Source organism: Kitasatospora sp. NPDC088351 (assembly GCF_040685575.1).
In the GTDB taxonomy this organism is placed as follows: Bacteria; Actinomycetota; Actinomycetes; order Streptomycetales; family Streptomycetaceae; genus Kitasatospora.
Map to the genome: position 1 here is coordinate 21,131 of NZ_JBFBIL010000043.1, position 12,246 is coordinate 33,376.

Below are 12,246 nucleotides of genomic sequence, written 5' to 3' on the forward strand. Positions count from 1 at the left end.
GTGCGGCGGCTGACGCTATCTCTTGGTTAGGAAAGTTTCCTAACTCCCCGCGAGCGGGCGCACCCCCTTGCCCGCTCCTCACGGAACCGGAGCGCGAGATGCACCGTCAGCAGCACCGCATCGTACGCATGGCCCTCGCCGCCCTGCTGGTGGCCGCACCGGCCACGGTCGCGGCCGCCGGGGCCGCCCACGCCGCCCCGGCGGGCGCCGCCGCCGTCCAGGTCAAGGGCATAGGCCTGGACGACCCGCACAAGAAGGACATCGCGATGCAGCTGGTGTCCAGCGCCGAGAACTCCTCGCTGGACTGGAAGGCCCAGTACAAGTACATCGAGGACATCGGCGACGGCCGCGGCTACACCGCCGGCATCATCGGGTTCTGTTCCGGCACCGGCGACATGCTCGACCTGGTGCAGCACTACACCGACCTCAAGTCCGGCAACGTCCTCGCCAAGTACCTGCCCGCGCTGCGCAAGGTCAACGGCAGCGACTCGCACTCCGGCCTCGGCGCCGCCTTCGAGAAGGACTGGGCCACGGCCGCCAAGGACTCCGTCTTCCAGCAGGCGCAGAACGACGAGCGGGACCGCGTCTACTTCAACCCCGCCGTCAAGCAGGCCAAGGCGGACGGTCTGCGCGCCCTCGGCCAGTTCGCCTACTACGACGCCATCGTCATGCACGGCGACGGCTCCGACCCGACCAGCTTCGGCGGCATCCGCAAGGCCGCCCTGAAGAAGGCCAGGACCCCCGCCCAGGGCGGCGACGAGGCCACCTACCTCAAGGCCTTCCTGGACGCCCGCCGGGCCGCCATGAAGACCGAGGAGGCGCACTCGGACACCACTCGCGTCGACACCGAGCAGCTGGTCTTCCTCAACGCCAAGAACTTCGACCTCAACCCGCCGCTCAAGTGGAAGGTCTACGGCGACAGCTACGCCATCAACAGCTGACGTACCGTCATCAAGGCTGCGGGGGGCCGGAGATCCGGCCTCCCGCACGGCCGTCGGCGGCGAATCGCCCGGCGGCGGGAGCGCGGCGGGCCGTCCGCACCGACTCCACCGCCCCGGACCGCGCCCCGTGCCTCCGGTGACCGCGGGCCCCCGGGCGCGGCGGAGCGGCACGGCGGGACCGACCGTTCCGGTCGAGGTCCCGCTTGGCCGGTTCCGTCGTTTCCAGGAGCCCGGGCGCCGGGGTAGAACGGGGCGAGGCCGCGGCAGCGCGGCAGGAGGAGGCGCCGGGTGGACGCTTCACTGCCCGCGGCCGGGAGCGCCGCCGGCGGCCCGGGCGGTGGTCCGCCCGCCTGCCGTGCGGCGGCACCGTGCGGCGCCGCCGCTGGAGCGGGGCGACCCGGGACGCCCGGCGAACCCGGCGGCCTCCACCGCGCCGCCAGACACCGAACCGGGGGTTTCGTATGGGCATGGACGGGCTGGAAATCCACACCTCGCACATCCACGACCGGGGGGTCTTCGCCACCCGCGGATACCGTGCGGGGGAGACCGTCGAACGGTGCCCCGTGCTGGTCGTCCCGGCCGCCGAGCGCCACCTGATCGACCGGACCCACCTCCACCACTACTGCTTCCCCTGGCAGGACGGTGCCGCCGCGATCGCCCTGGGCTTCGGCAGCCTGTACAACCACGCCGCCGAACCCCGGGCGCGGTACCGCAAGGACTTCGGCGCGGGCATCGTCGAGATCGTGGCCGCCCGCGACATCCCGGCCGGGTACGAGATCACCGTCGACTACACCGAGGGCGGCACCGAGAAGCTGTGGTTCCCCCAGTGACGGCCCCGGGGGCCCGGGGAGGCCGGCCGCGCGCGTGAGAGAGTCGGGGCGCCAGACCGCACGCGCGTGAGGAGGACCAGGGTGTCGGAGTGGAAGAGCTACGGCCGGCGGCAGGTCTACGGATCGCCGTGGGTGGAGGTCTGGCTCGACGACGTCGACATCCCCGGCGTGGGCCGCGTCGACCACCACGTCGTCGCCATGCCCCGGGCCTCGACCACCGCGGTCGTCACCGACGAGCGGGGCCGCTTCCTCCTGCTCTACCGGCACCGCTTCATCACCGGCCGGTGGGGCTGGGAGGTGCCCGCCGGCTGGGCCGAGCCCGGGGAGGAGCCGGCCGACGCGGTCGCCCGCGAGGTCGAGGAGGAGACCGGCTGGCGCCCCGGCCGGGTCGACCCCCTGCTCGCGTACGACGCCCTGTCCGGCATCTCCACCATGCGGTTCCACTCCTTCCACGTCACCGGCTGCACCCGGGTCGGGGCACCCCAGGACATCAGCGAGGCGACCAGGGTGGAGTGGGTCCCGGAGGCCGACGTCCTCGACCTCCTGACCGGCGGCAAGGTCAACGACGGCGCCTCCCTGGCCGCCCTGACCTACTACCTCGGCCCCTACCGCCTGGCCGCTGCCAGGCGGTAGGGGCGGCCGTCACCCGCGATCGCGGGGGAGTATCGCGGCGCTGTTCGGGTCACCGACGAAGGTGCCGATGCCGCCCTTGAGGACGGTCAGCGCGGCCGGCAGGGCGGCCACCGCCGCCGCCCGCAGCGTGCCGACGCTCGTCAGGTCGACGCGGTCGGCCAGCAGCAGGCCGAGCAGGGCCGCGAGGTAGGTGGCGACCGTGCGTTCGGTGAGGTCGAGGAGGAACGTGCGCATGCTGATCTCCTTGATCAGTCGGTGACGGTGAAGCCGTGGGCGGCGCCCAGGCGCTGGAGGGAGTCGCGGCCGGGGATGCCGTCCGCGGCGGTACCGGAGTAGCCCAGCCGCTGCTGCCAGCGGGAGTACGCCGTCACGGTCCTGGTGCCGAACGAGCCGTCCACCCACTGGCCGTCGAGCAGGCCCTCGTCGGCCAGTGCCTGCTCGACGATCAGGACGTCGGCGCCGTACGTCCGGTGGCCCTGTTCGGCGCCGGGGTCCGTTTGCGCCGCCGCGACGACGTGCGACAGCGAGACGGTGCCGCCGGGCAGGGTGCCGAGCAGCCGGCGGAGGCTGGTCTCGCCGGGGACGCCGTCCGCGTCCGACCCGCTGAAGCCGAGACTGCGCTGGTAGTCCTGGTAGTTGAGGGTGTCCGCGTCCGTCCAGTCGGGGCCGGGGCCCTGCTGGTAGTGGCTGCCGAAGCCCGCGGCCACGAGCGCCCGGCCGACCTCGGTCACCTGGTCGCCGTGCGCGCCGTAGCCGTACGGCAGGCCGTTGATCGTCACCTGGTACCGGGCGGGGGTCTGCCCGGGGGCCGGCGGCGAGGGCGGCGATCCGGGGGTGAAGTCGGGCCACGAACCCGGGTCGGTGTGGTCGTTCTCCGGGACCTGGCTGTGGCCGTACCAGCCGCCCCGGGTCTCCCACACGCCCTCGTCGCGGTGGGCGGTGAAGTCGACCGGCCTGCCCATCGGCCAGACGTCCGGGACGCCCCAGCCGCTGATCCAGGCGTGCAGCCGGTCCCAGCCGGCGCACGGGGTGTCCGTCAGCCGGGCGTACACCTGGCCGTTGTAGCGGCAGTACGGGAAGAACACCGCCTCGATCTGGATCACCACCCGCCCCGCCCGGTTGGTGCGGGTGCCGCCCGGCGCGTCGACGAGGCTCTTCGAGCGGGAGTCGGCCGGGAACAGCTGGGCGATCCGCCCGCTGAACGGGTCCCAGACGATGTGCGGCGCCTCGCCGGCGCCGCTGCCGGTGAAGTAGCCGACCAGGGAGTCGAAGTCGCACCAGTCCTGCGGCGCGGCGGCGGTGGCGTCGCGGTCCCACGTGATGTGGGCGATCGCCTTGGGCGGGTACTGCTGGTCGGTCGGCGCGTGATCGCCGACGTCATGGACCTCGGCTCCGGGTATCCACAGATCGGGCATGCGGGCCTCCAGGCATGCGCGGGCCCCGAACGGGAGGGTTCGGTGGCGGGTCGGGACGGGTGGATACGCTTCTTATCGGCACAACAGGCCTCGGGCTTCAGTGGTTTGGGGCAGGCAAAAACCCCCGGCCGACGGCGCGGGGGCTGGTGGGGGAGACGGGGCCGGAGGGGCGGAAGGCCCGGCCGGACCAGGACGGTCCGGCCGGGCCGGGGGTCAGGCGCTCGCGGTGTAGTCGTAGAAGCCGCGGCCGGACTTGCGGCCCAGCAGGCCCGCGTCGACCATCCGGGAGAGCAGCGGGGGAGCGGCGTACAGCGGCTCCTTGTACTCGTCGTACATCGACTCGGCGATCGACACGATGGTGTCCAGGCCGATCAGGTCGCACAGCCGCAGCGGGCCCATCGGGTGGGCGCAGCCGGCCTCCATGCCCTTGTCGATGTCGGAGGCGGTCGCCACGCCCGACTCGAACATCCGTACCGCCGACAGCAGGTAGGGCACCAGCAGCGCGTTCACCACGAAGCCGGCCCGGTCGCGGGCGCGGATCGGCTCCTTGCCGAGGACCTGGGAGGCGAACGCCTCGACCCGCTCGGTGGTGCCGCCCGAGGTGGTCAGCGTCGGGATCACCTCGACCAGCTTCTGCACCGGCGCCGGGTTGAAGAAGTGCAGACCGATCACCTGCTCCGGCCGCGAGGTGGCGGCGGCCAGCTTCACGATCGGGATCGACGAGGTGTTGGAGGCGAGGATGGCGTCCCGGCGCTCGACCACCTGGTCCAGCTTCTGGAAGATCTGGACCTTGATGTCCTCGCGCTCGGCGACCGCCTCGACCACCAGGTCACGGTCGGCGAAGTCGGCCAGGTCGGTGGTGAAGGTCAGCCGGGCCAGCGCCTCGTCCCGCAGTTCGGGGGCCAGCTTGCCGCGCTTGACCGCCGTCTCCAGGGAGTTGGTCAGCCGGGTGCGGCCGAACTCCAGTGCCTCGCCACTGGCCTCCGATACCAGGACGTCCAGCCCGGCCCGGGCGAAGACCTCCGCGATGCCCGACCCCATCAGGCCGCAGCCGATCACTCCGACGCGCGCGATGTCACTCACTCAGTTGCCCTTCGGTGGTGCTGGGGGTGGCCCAGCGACAGGTGTCCCATGCAAGCTGCTGTTCAGCGGGTGGGCGCCGGTGTGTGTGGACCGGTGCACCGTCCTGACGACGTTACTACTCCGTACCGGCCGGTAGGGCATTCCCTCCCCGGCTCCTCCGAACGGGTGGGCCCGCTCCCGCCGTCCGTGCGCCCGGGTTCCGGCACGCCCGCGGCCGGACAGAATGCCGCAGACGCGACGCCGGTCCTGGTGGGGCGGGCGCGGGGACGTGAAGGGAGCACGGGATGTCGACGGGATCACTCGCAGGACAGGTCGCTCTGGTCACCGGTGCCGGCCGGGGCATCGGCCGGGAGATCGCCATCGGCCTGGCCGCCGAAGGCATGGCCGTCGGCCTGGTCGGCCGCACCCACGAGACCCTCACCGAGACCCTCAAGGAGTGCGCCCGGCACGGCGCCCGCGGGGTCGCCGTCACCGCCGACGTCACCCGTCCCGGCTCCGTCCGCGAGGCCGTGCGCATCGTCGAACGCGACCTCGGCCCGATCGACCTGCTGATCAACAACGCCGGCCAGGTCGACCCCTCCGAGGTCCCGATCTGGGAGACCGACGCCAACCAGTGGTGGCAGGTCGTCGAGACCAATCTGCGCGGCCCCTACAACCTGCTGCGCTGCGTCCTGCCCGGTATGGTCCAGCGCCGCGGCGGCCGCGTCATCAACCTCAACTCCGGCTTCGCGCTGCGCCCCGACGGCCACTACACCGCCTACGCCACCTCCAAGGGCGCGCTGCTCCAGCTCTCCGACAACATGGCGGACTCGCTCGCCGAGCACCAGGTGGTGGTCCTCGACATCAGCCCCGGCGCGGTCGCCACCGACATGACCGCGGGCATGCCGATGTTCCGGGACACCAAGACCTGGGGCAGCATCCCGTACATGGTCGCCGTCACCGTCGACGCCGCCCGCGGCCGCTTCGACGCCCTGCACGGCCGTTTCGTCCACGCCGGCCGGGACGATCTGGAGGAACTGGTCCACCGCGCCGACGAGATCCGCGAGGCGGACGCCCGCACCCTCCGGCTGCGCCCGTACGGGCCCGATGACCCCCTGGCGTGACACCGGCCCGCCGCGCGCCCTGGCCCTACGCGCAGAGCTGACTGGCCGTCACCGGCCTGAGGCCGGCCTTGGCGAGGCCGTCCAGGATCCCGGGAAGCGCGTCCACGGTGCACTGGTGGCCCATGTGCAGGGCGACCACCGAGCCGCCCTTCACCGAGGAGAGCACCCGGCGCTGGAGCGAGGCGGCGCTCGGGTCGCTGTAGTCGCGCGGGTCGACGTCGAAGGAGAGCACGTGCTCGTACCCGACGGCCCTGGCCTGCTCGCGCACCATCGGGGTGGCATACTGGGTCGCCGACGGGCGGAACCAGCGGCCGATCGAGCCGGTGAGCCGCTGCAGCCGCTCCGCGCACTGGGCGATCTCGGCACGCGCCTGCTCGGGTGTCATCGCGGAGATGTTCTGGTGGTTCTGGGTGTGGTTGCCGAGTTCGTGGCCGGCGTCCAGGATGCGCCGGGCCATCTGCGGCTGCTGGTCGAGCCAGCTGCCGACGGCCATCACGGTCAGCCTGGCACCGCGCTGCTCGGCGGCGTCCAGCAGGGCGAGGGCCAGCTTCGGGTCGCCGCTGCCGTGGACGGTGAGCGCGACGTTCTTGCCGGTGCGCGGCCCGTACACGACCTCCACGGGGGTGCCGGGCGCCAGCGGCGGCAGCACCGGGGGGACGGGCGGCGCCGTGGTGGCGGCCATCGTCGGGTCGGGCTGCGGATCCGGTGAGGGGGTGGGCGCGGGGGCGGGCGAGGCCGGGCCCTCGCCGTCCACCCACGCGGGGTCGACCGCGGTCGGATCGCCGCCCTCCGGGTCGACGGTGCCGGGGTGCACGGCGAGCGCCCCCGGGTCGGCGCGGCGGGGGTCGCCGCTGCCGCAAGCCGCGAGCAGCCCGCCGGCGGCGGTGAGGGCGGCCAGTCGGGCGGTGGTCCGCAGTACGGTGCGGCGGTCGACAGTCATCGGCAGTCAGCATAGGGACGGCGCCGCGTTCCGGCGATTCGGGGAAACGGCCGCCGACCGCCGTTGACGTGCGCACGCTTCGTCCCGGAGGGCGTGCGGAAACCCGAACTCGCGCTGTTTCCGCGGCGTGTCGTCGGATACGATCACCGCGCACCGCGTGGTACGTCGCGGCATGCCGGGCCGACCGCGAAATTCGGTGCCCGATCGCGGTGTTCGGACGCGCGACGGGACGCATTCCGGCAGTGAGTACAGGGGGCGGGAACAGGATGCACGAGGACACCGTTGCGGCGGCCACGCGGGCCGGCACGGACTGGCACTGGGCGAAGCGGGACGACTGGGAGCCACCGACCGAGCTGGACACGGGCGTGCCGCACACGGCCCGGATGTACGACTACTACCTCGGTGGCAAGGACAACTTCGAGGCCGACCGCAAGGCCGCCGAGGCCGCTGTCGCCGCCTATCCGGCGCTGCCGCTGCTGGCCCGTACCAACCGCGAGTTCCTCGGCCGCGCCGTGGAGTTCGCGGCCGGCCGGGGCATCCGCCAGTTCGTCGACATCGGCACCGGTATCCCCGCCGTCGGCTCCACCAACGAGGTGGCCCAGCGGGTCGCCCCGGACGCCCGCGTGGTGTACGTCGACAACGACCCGATCGTGGCCACCCACGCCCGCGCCCTGCTGGCCGGCCACCCCGCCGGGCACACCTCCGTCATCGAGGCCGACCTGCGGGACCCGGCCGCGATCCTGGACCACCCCGGCCTGCGCCAGGCCGTGGACCTCGACCGGCCGGTGGCCCTGATGCTGGTCGCGGTACTGCACTTCATCCGGGACGAGGACGGCGCCCGGGAGATCGTCCGCACCCTGCGCGACGCGCTCGCCCCCGGCAGCGCGCTGATCCTCTCCCACGGCACCCCCGACTTCGCCTCCCGGGAGAGCGCCGCCGAGGGCACCCGGATCTACCGGAGCGCCAGCGCCCCGCTGGTGCTGCGCCCGCGCGCCGCCATCGAGCCGTTCTTCGGCGACTTCGAGTTCGCCGGCCCCGGCCTGGTCCAGCTCCCGCTCTGGCGCCCCGAGGCCGGCCATGTGCCGACCGCGGAACTGCCCGAGGGCTGGCAGGACGTCTCCGGCTACGCGGCCGTCGCCTTCAAGCGCTGACCCCGGCACCGGATCCGGCGCCTCCCCTCCCGGCGCCGGATCCGGCCACCGGAACATAACCTCCGCCACTGACAGACCATCATCCGTTCGAGTTACCCCGCGGCGTGACCGCGGCCCTCCCGCCCCTGCCCGACGCCGCCGGGCGTGAACCGCGGGAGGTCTTCCTGGCGTTGGACGACCTGCTCACCCGGCTCGGCGACGACGCCGGGCGCCGACTGGCCGTGCAGGCCGCGCACCCCCGTCCGGTAGCGGGGCGAAGCCGGGCCCACCGGTGGAAAATGGCGCGACGCGCCGCCTGGGCCGGTGCTAGCTTCCGGGGCATGAGACCCCTGAGCGAGAACGAGATCCGCGGTTCCTTCGTCAACTGCTCCAAGGGCGAGGCCCGTCGGCTCAACCTGCCCCGGGGCCTGGCCGAACTGCCCTGGGAGGACCTGGACTTCCTCGGCTGGCGGGACCAGGGCGCGCCCGACCGCGGCTACCTGGTCGCCGAGCGCGACGGCGGGCCGGTCGGCATCACGCTGCGGGTGCCCTCGATCCGCCGCAGCCTGAGCAAGAGCAACGTCTGCTCGCTCTGCGTCTCCGCCCACGCGGGCTCCGGCGTCGCACTCCTCACCGCCCGCCGGGCGGGCGTCTCCGGGCGCGAGGGGAACACGGTCGGCACCTACATCTGCGCCGATCTGGCCTGCTCGCTGTACGTGCGCGGGCTGAAGACGTCCCCGCTGGTCAGCCGGCCCACCGAGTCGCTGTCGCGGGAGGAGCAGATCGCCCGTACGGTGGCCAACCTGGACGCCTTCGTCGCCCAGGTCCTCACCGACACCCTCGCCTGACCCGGCCTCCTGCGGCTGCCGGCGGCCGCCGATACCGACGGCCGGCGGCCGGGCCGCCCGCTACCCCCGGCGCAGCTGGTCCAGCTCGCGCCGGTCCCGCTTGGTGGGCCGCCCGGCCCCCCGGTCCCGCTCGCCGGCCGCCACGGCCAGCTCCCGGGGCGGCCGCGGCGGGCTGTTGTCCACCAGGCACTCGGCCGCGACCCCGGCCCCGACCCGCTTGCGGACCAGCTTCCTCACCACGACGACCCGCTCGTACCCCTCCTGGCGCACCCGCACCTCGTCCCCGGCCTTCAGCGCCTGCGCCGGCTTGGCCCGCTCCCCGTTCACCCGGACATGCCCGGCCCGGCACGCCGCCGCGGCCAGCGCCCGCGTCCTGGTGAGCCGTACCGACCAGATCCAGCTGTCCACCCGGACGCTTCCCTCGTCTTCGACCATGTCCAGACCCTAACGCCGTGCTCGCCCGGGCCCCGAGCCCGCTCACCGCCATGGCTCACCGCCGTGGCGACTCCTGGACGGCCCAGCCGTTGCCGTCCGGGTCGTTGAAGAAGACGAACGAGTTCCAGTCCCCGCCGTGCCCGTCCACCCGCTCGCCGTCCGCGAAGTGCTGGACCGGGCTGACCTCCACGCCCCGCGCGACCAGCTCGGCGTGCGCCCTGGCGACGTCCGGCACCACCAGTTGCAGCCCCTTCATGGAGCCCGGTGGCGCCTCCGTGAGGCCGACCCCCACCACGATCGAGCACCCCGAACCCGGCGGCGTGAGCTGGACGACCCGCACCCCGTCACGGATCCGGGTGTCATGGTCGACCGTGAAGCCGCCCTGCTCCTCGTAGAACAGCTTCGCGCGGTCCACGTCCGACACCGGGACCACCACCACTTCGAGCTTCCAGTCCATGGCCGCTGCCCCTTCCGATCGGGCTCTCCCAGTATCGGCCGCCCGGACGGCCCCCGCCCGGCCGTCGGCTAGCCTGAGCTCACGATGAACCGCCTCAGCACGCCCGCCGCCACGCCCTTCACCACGTCCTGGGGCACCTTCGACCTCACCCGCTTCCCGGCGGACCCGCGCGAGCTGCTGCGGGCCTGGGACGCGGCCGACGAGTACCTGCTGCGCCATCTCGCCGGCGAGACGGACAGCGCGCAGGGCGTGGCGACCGACCTCACCGGCCGGACGGTCGTGGTTCTCGGCGACCGCTGGGGCGCCCTCACCACCGCGCTCGCCGCCCACCGCCCGGTGCAGATCGGCGACTCCCACCTCGGCCGGCGGGCCACCCTGGAGAACCTCGCCCGGGCCGGCACCGCCCCCGGCGCCGCCCGGCTGCTCTCCACCCGGGACACCCCGCCGGAGCGCGTCGACGTCCTGCTGGTCCGTGTCCCCAAGAGCCTCGCGCTGCTGGAGGACCAGCTGCACCGGCTGGCCCCGGCCGTCCACCCCGGCACCGTGGTGATCGGCGCCGGCATGGTCACCGAGATCCACACCTCCACCCTCCAGCTCTTCGAGCGAATCCTCGGCCCGACCCGCACCTCGCTCGCGGTCCGCAAGGCCCGGCTGATCTTCTGCACCCCCGACCCGGCGCTCGACCCCGGGCCCAGCCCGTGGCCGCACAGCTACGCCCTGCCCGGTGACATCGGTATCGCGTCCGGCCGCACCGTGGTCAACCACGCCGGCACCTTCTGCGCCGAGCGCCTGGACATCGGCACCCGCTTCTTCCTGGGCCACCTGCCGACGGCCGCCCCCGGCGACCGGGTGGTGGACCTCGGCTGCGGCAACGGTGTGGTCGGCACGGCCGCCGCCCTCGCCGGCCCGGGCGCCGAGCTGGTCTTCGTCGACGAGTCCGACCAGGCCGTGGCCTCCGCCGAGGCGACCTTCCGGGCCAATCTCGGCCCGGACGCCCCGGCCGAGTTCCTCACCGCGGACGCCCTCGCGGCCGAGGCGGTCGCGGCCGGTTCGGTGGACCTCGTGCTCAACAACCCGCCGTTCCACTCCCACCAGGCCACCACCGACGCCACCGCCTGGCGGATGTTCACCGGCGCCCGCCGAGCCCTGCGTCCGGGCGGTGAACTCTGGGTGGTCGGCAATCGCCACCTGGGGTACCACCTCAAGCTCCGCCGGCTCTTCGGCAACTGCCAACTCGTCGCCGGAAATCCCAAGTTCGTCGTCCTGCGGGCCGTCCGGCGCTGACCGCGACGTCGGCCGCGGCGGGCTCCGCCGCCGGGAGGCCGCTCGCGAACTCCTTGCATGAATGTTCCGCACTGCGTATATTCATGCCACGACTAAGGAGGGAACGCCATGGCATTGCGAGTCGCCGTTGCCGGTGCGAGCGGATACGCGGGCGGTGAGGTGCTGCGCCTGCTGCTGGGCCACCCGGAGGTGGAGATCGGGGCGCTGACGGGCGGCTCGAACGCGGGCACCAGGCTCGGCGCGCTGCAGCCGCACCTGCTGCCGCTCGCCGACCGGATCCTGGAGCCCACCACCCCCGAGGTGCTGGCCGACCACGACGTGGTGTTCCTGGCGCTGCCGCACGGCCAGTCCGCCGCCGTCGCCGAGGCCCTCGGCGGAAACGTGCTGGTCGTGGACTGCGGAGCCGACTTCCGGCTCAAGGCCGCCGCCGACTGGGAGCAGTTCTACGGCTCCGCGCACGCCGGCACCTGGCCGTACGGGCTGCCCGAGCTGCCCGGTCACCGCGCCGCGCTCAAGGGCAGCAACCGCATCGCCGTCCCCGGCTGCTACCCGACCGCCGTCACGCTCGCGCTCTTCCCGGCGTACGCCGCCGGGCTCGCCGAGCCCGAGGCCGTGATCGTCGCCGCCTCCGGCACCTCCGGCGCCGGCAAGGCCGCCAAGACCAGCCTGCTCGGCAGCGAGGTCATGGGCAACGTCAGCCCCTACGGCGTCGGCGGCGGCCACCGGCACACCCCGGAGATGTCCCAGAACCTCAGCCCGGTCGCGGGCGAGCCGGTCACCGTCTCCTTCACCCCCACCCTCGTCCCGATGCCGCGCGGCATCCTCGCCACCTGCTCGGCCAAGGCCAGGCCCGGGGTGACGGCCGAGAGCCTGCGCGCCGCCTACGCCGAGGCGTTCGCCGACGAGCCGTTCGTCCACCTGCTGCCCGCCGGGCAGTGGCCGCAGACCAGCAGTGTCTACGGCTCCAACGCCGCCCTGGTCCAGGTCACCCTGGACGAGACCGCCGGGCGGATCATCGCGATCAGCGCGATCGACAACCTGGTCAAGGGCACCGCAGGCGGCGCGGTGCAGAGCATGAACATCGCCCTCGGCCTGCCCGAGGAGCTGGGCCTTCCCCTGAACGGAGTCGCACCGTGACCGACCAGCC

Annotated in this window: 14 protein-coding genes; 8 read left to right on the plus strand and 6 right to left on the minus strand. The window is 73.6% G+C overall.

The genetic code is table 11. The annotated features are described in order from the left end of the window. Positions 1-98 precede the first annotated feature (98 nt). The 3 genes from AB0P06_RS25915 (at position 99) to AB0P06_RS25925 (ending at position 2,404) form a co-directional block, all read left to right on the plus strand. Positions 99-941 (plus strand): chitosanase, encoded by an 843-nt coding sequence (locus AB0P06_RS25915; protein WP_363611273.1) that lies wholly within the window; start codon positions 99-101, stop codon positions 939-941. A gap of 467 nt (positions 942-1,408) precedes the next feature. Then, positions 1,409-1,771: an SET domain-containing protein-lysine N-methyltransferase gene (locus tag AB0P06_RS25920; RefSeq protein ID WP_363611275.1), complete on the plus strand. Its 363-nt coding sequence runs from the start codon at positions 1,409-1,411 to the stop codon at positions 1,769-1,771. Positions 1,772-1,852: 81 nt separating this feature from the next. Then, positions 1,853-2,404 carry an NUDIX hydrolase gene (locus AB0P06_RS25925; RefSeq protein ID WP_363611277.1) on the plus strand — a complete coding sequence of 184 codons (552 nt, stop codon included), beginning with the start codon at positions 1,853-1,855 and terminating at the stop codon, positions 2,402-2,404. Between the two features lie 9 nt (positions 2,405-2,413). Here AB0P06_RS25925 and AB0P06_RS25930 read toward each other — a convergent pair whose 3' ends face one another. The 3 genes from AB0P06_RS25930 to AB0P06_RS25940 all read right to left on the minus strand — a co-directional run bounded on the left by AB0P06_RS25930 (position 2,414) and on the right by AB0P06_RS25940 (position 4,902). Continuing rightward, entirely contained in the window at positions 2,414-2,638 is a 225-nt protein-coding gene (locus AB0P06_RS25930) for a holin (RefSeq protein WP_363611279.1), read from the minus strand. A gap of 14 nt (positions 2,639-2,652) precedes the next feature. After that, positions 2,653-3,819 carry a peptidoglycan-binding protein gene (locus AB0P06_RS25935; RefSeq protein WP_363611281.1) on the minus strand — a complete coding sequence of 389 codons (1,167 nt, stop codon included), beginning with the start codon at positions 3,817-3,819 and terminating at the stop codon, positions 2,653-2,655. Positions 3,820-4,032: 213 nt separating this feature from the next. Continuing rightward, complete coding sequence (locus tag AB0P06_RS25940) at positions 4,033-4,902, minus strand: 3-hydroxybutyryl-CoA dehydrogenase (protein WP_363611283.1); 870 nt, start codon at positions 4,900-4,902, stop codon at positions 4,033-4,035. A 284-nt stretch (positions 4,903-5,186) separates the two neighbouring features. On the opposite strand from AB0P06_RS25940, the gene AB0P06_RS25945 reads away from it, so the two are divergent. Then, positions 5,187-6,005 (plus strand): SDR family oxidoreductase, encoded by an 819-nt coding sequence (locus AB0P06_RS25945; RefSeq protein WP_363611285.1) that lies wholly within the window; start codon positions 5,187-5,189, stop codon positions 6,003-6,005. 25 nt (positions 6,006-6,030) lie between these two features. On the opposite strand, the gene AB0P06_RS25950 is transcribed toward AB0P06_RS25945, so the two are convergent. Then, positions 6,031-6,945, minus strand: a complete 915-nt coding sequence (locus AB0P06_RS25950) for a polysaccharide deacetylase family protein (RefSeq protein WP_363611287.1) — start codon at positions 6,943-6,945, stop codon at positions 6,031-6,033. A 266-nt stretch (positions 6,946-7,211) separates the two neighbouring features. Here AB0P06_RS25950 and AB0P06_RS25955 point away from each other — a divergent pair, with 266 nt between their 5' ends. Both AB0P06_RS25955 and AB0P06_RS25960 read left to right on the plus strand, forming a co-directional pair. After that, positions 7,212-8,096 carry an SAM-dependent methyltransferase gene (locus tag AB0P06_RS25955; RefSeq protein ID WP_363611289.1) on the plus strand — a complete coding sequence of 295 codons (885 nt, stop codon included), beginning with the start codon at positions 7,212-7,214 and terminating at the stop codon, positions 8,094-8,096. Between the two features lie 320 nt (positions 8,097-8,416). Further along, entirely contained in the window at positions 8,417-8,923 is a 507-nt protein-coding gene (locus AB0P06_RS25960) for an FBP domain-containing protein (RefSeq protein ID WP_363611291.1), read from the plus strand. 60 nt (positions 8,924-8,983) lie between these two features. Here AB0P06_RS25960 and AB0P06_RS25965 read toward each other — a convergent pair whose 3' ends face one another. Together AB0P06_RS25965 and AB0P06_RS25970 are read right to left on the minus strand one after the other, a co-directional pair. Then, entirely contained in the window at positions 8,984-9,358 is a 375-nt protein-coding gene (locus AB0P06_RS25965) for a S4 domain-containing protein (RefSeq protein ID WP_363611293.1), read from the minus strand. Between the two features lie 55 nt (positions 9,359-9,413). Further along, positions 9,414-9,815, minus strand: coding sequence for a VOC family protein (locus AB0P06_RS25970; RefSeq protein ID WP_363611296.1), 402 nt, complete (start codon positions 9,813-9,815; stop codon positions 9,414-9,416). An 84-nt stretch (positions 9,816-9,899) separates the two neighbouring features. Here AB0P06_RS25970 and AB0P06_RS25975 point away from each other — a divergent pair, with 84 nt between their 5' ends. Both AB0P06_RS25975 and argC read left to right on the plus strand, forming a co-directional pair. Beyond that, entirely contained in the window at positions 9,900-11,099 is a 1,200-nt protein-coding gene (locus AB0P06_RS25975) for a methyltransferase (protein WP_363611298.1), read from the plus strand. 108 nt (positions 11,100-11,207) lie between these two features. Continuing rightward, positions 11,208-12,236 carry an N-acetyl-gamma-glutamyl-phosphate reductase gene (argC, locus tag AB0P06_RS25980; RefSeq protein ID WP_363611300.1) on the plus strand — a complete coding sequence of 343 codons (1,029 nt, stop codon included), beginning with the start codon at positions 11,208-11,210 and terminating at the stop codon, positions 12,234-12,236. Positions 12,237-12,246: the final 10 nt, after the last annotated feature.

Bases quoted from the DNA above. Each gene is read 5' to 3' on its own strand.
- AB0P06_RS25915 (WP_363611273.1), top strand. From the start codon at position 99: ATGCACCGTCAGCAGCACCGCATCGTACGCATGGCCCTCGCCGCCCTG.
- AB0P06_RS25920 (WP_363611275.1), top strand. From the start codon at position 1,409: ATGGACGGGCTGGAAATCCACACCTCGCACATCCACGACCGGGGGGTC.
- AB0P06_RS25930 (WP_363611279.1), bottom strand. From the start codon at position 2,638: ATGCGCACGTTCCTCCTCGACCTCACCGAACGCACGGTCGCCACCTAC.
- AB0P06_RS25935 (WP_363611281.1), bottom strand. From the start codon at position 3,819: ATGCCCGATCTGTGGATACCCGGAGCCGAGGTCCATGACGTCGGCGAT.
- AB0P06_RS25945 (WP_363611285.1), top strand. From the start codon at position 5,187: ATGTCGACGGGATCACTCGCAGGACAGGTCGCTCTGGTCACCGGTGCC.
- AB0P06_RS25950 (WP_363611287.1), bottom strand. From the start codon at position 6,945: ATGACTGTCGACCGCCGCACCGTACTGCGGACCACCGCCCGACTGGCC.
- AB0P06_RS25955 (WP_363611289.1), top strand. From the start codon at position 7,212: ATGCACGAGGACACCGTTGCGGCGGCCACGCGGGCCGGCACGGACTGG.
- AB0P06_RS25960 (WP_363611291.1), top strand. From the start codon at position 8,417: ATGAGACCCCTGAGCGAGAACGAGATCCGCGGTTCCTTCGTCAACTGC.
- AB0P06_RS25965 (WP_363611293.1), bottom strand. From the start codon at position 9,358: ATGGTCGAAGACGAGGGAAGCGTCCGGGTGGACAGCTGGATCTGGTCG.
- AB0P06_RS25970 (WP_363611296.1), bottom strand. From the start codon at position 9,815: ATGGACTGGAAGCTCGAAGTGGTGGTGGTCCCGGTGTCGGACGTGGAC.
- AB0P06_RS25975 (WP_363611298.1), top strand. From the start codon at position 9,900: ATGAACCGCCTCAGCACGCCCGCCGCCACGCCCTTCACCACGTCCTGG.
- argC (WP_363611300.1), top strand. From the start codon at position 11,208: ATGGCATTGCGAGTCGCCGTTGCCGGTGCGAGCGGATACGCGGGCGGT.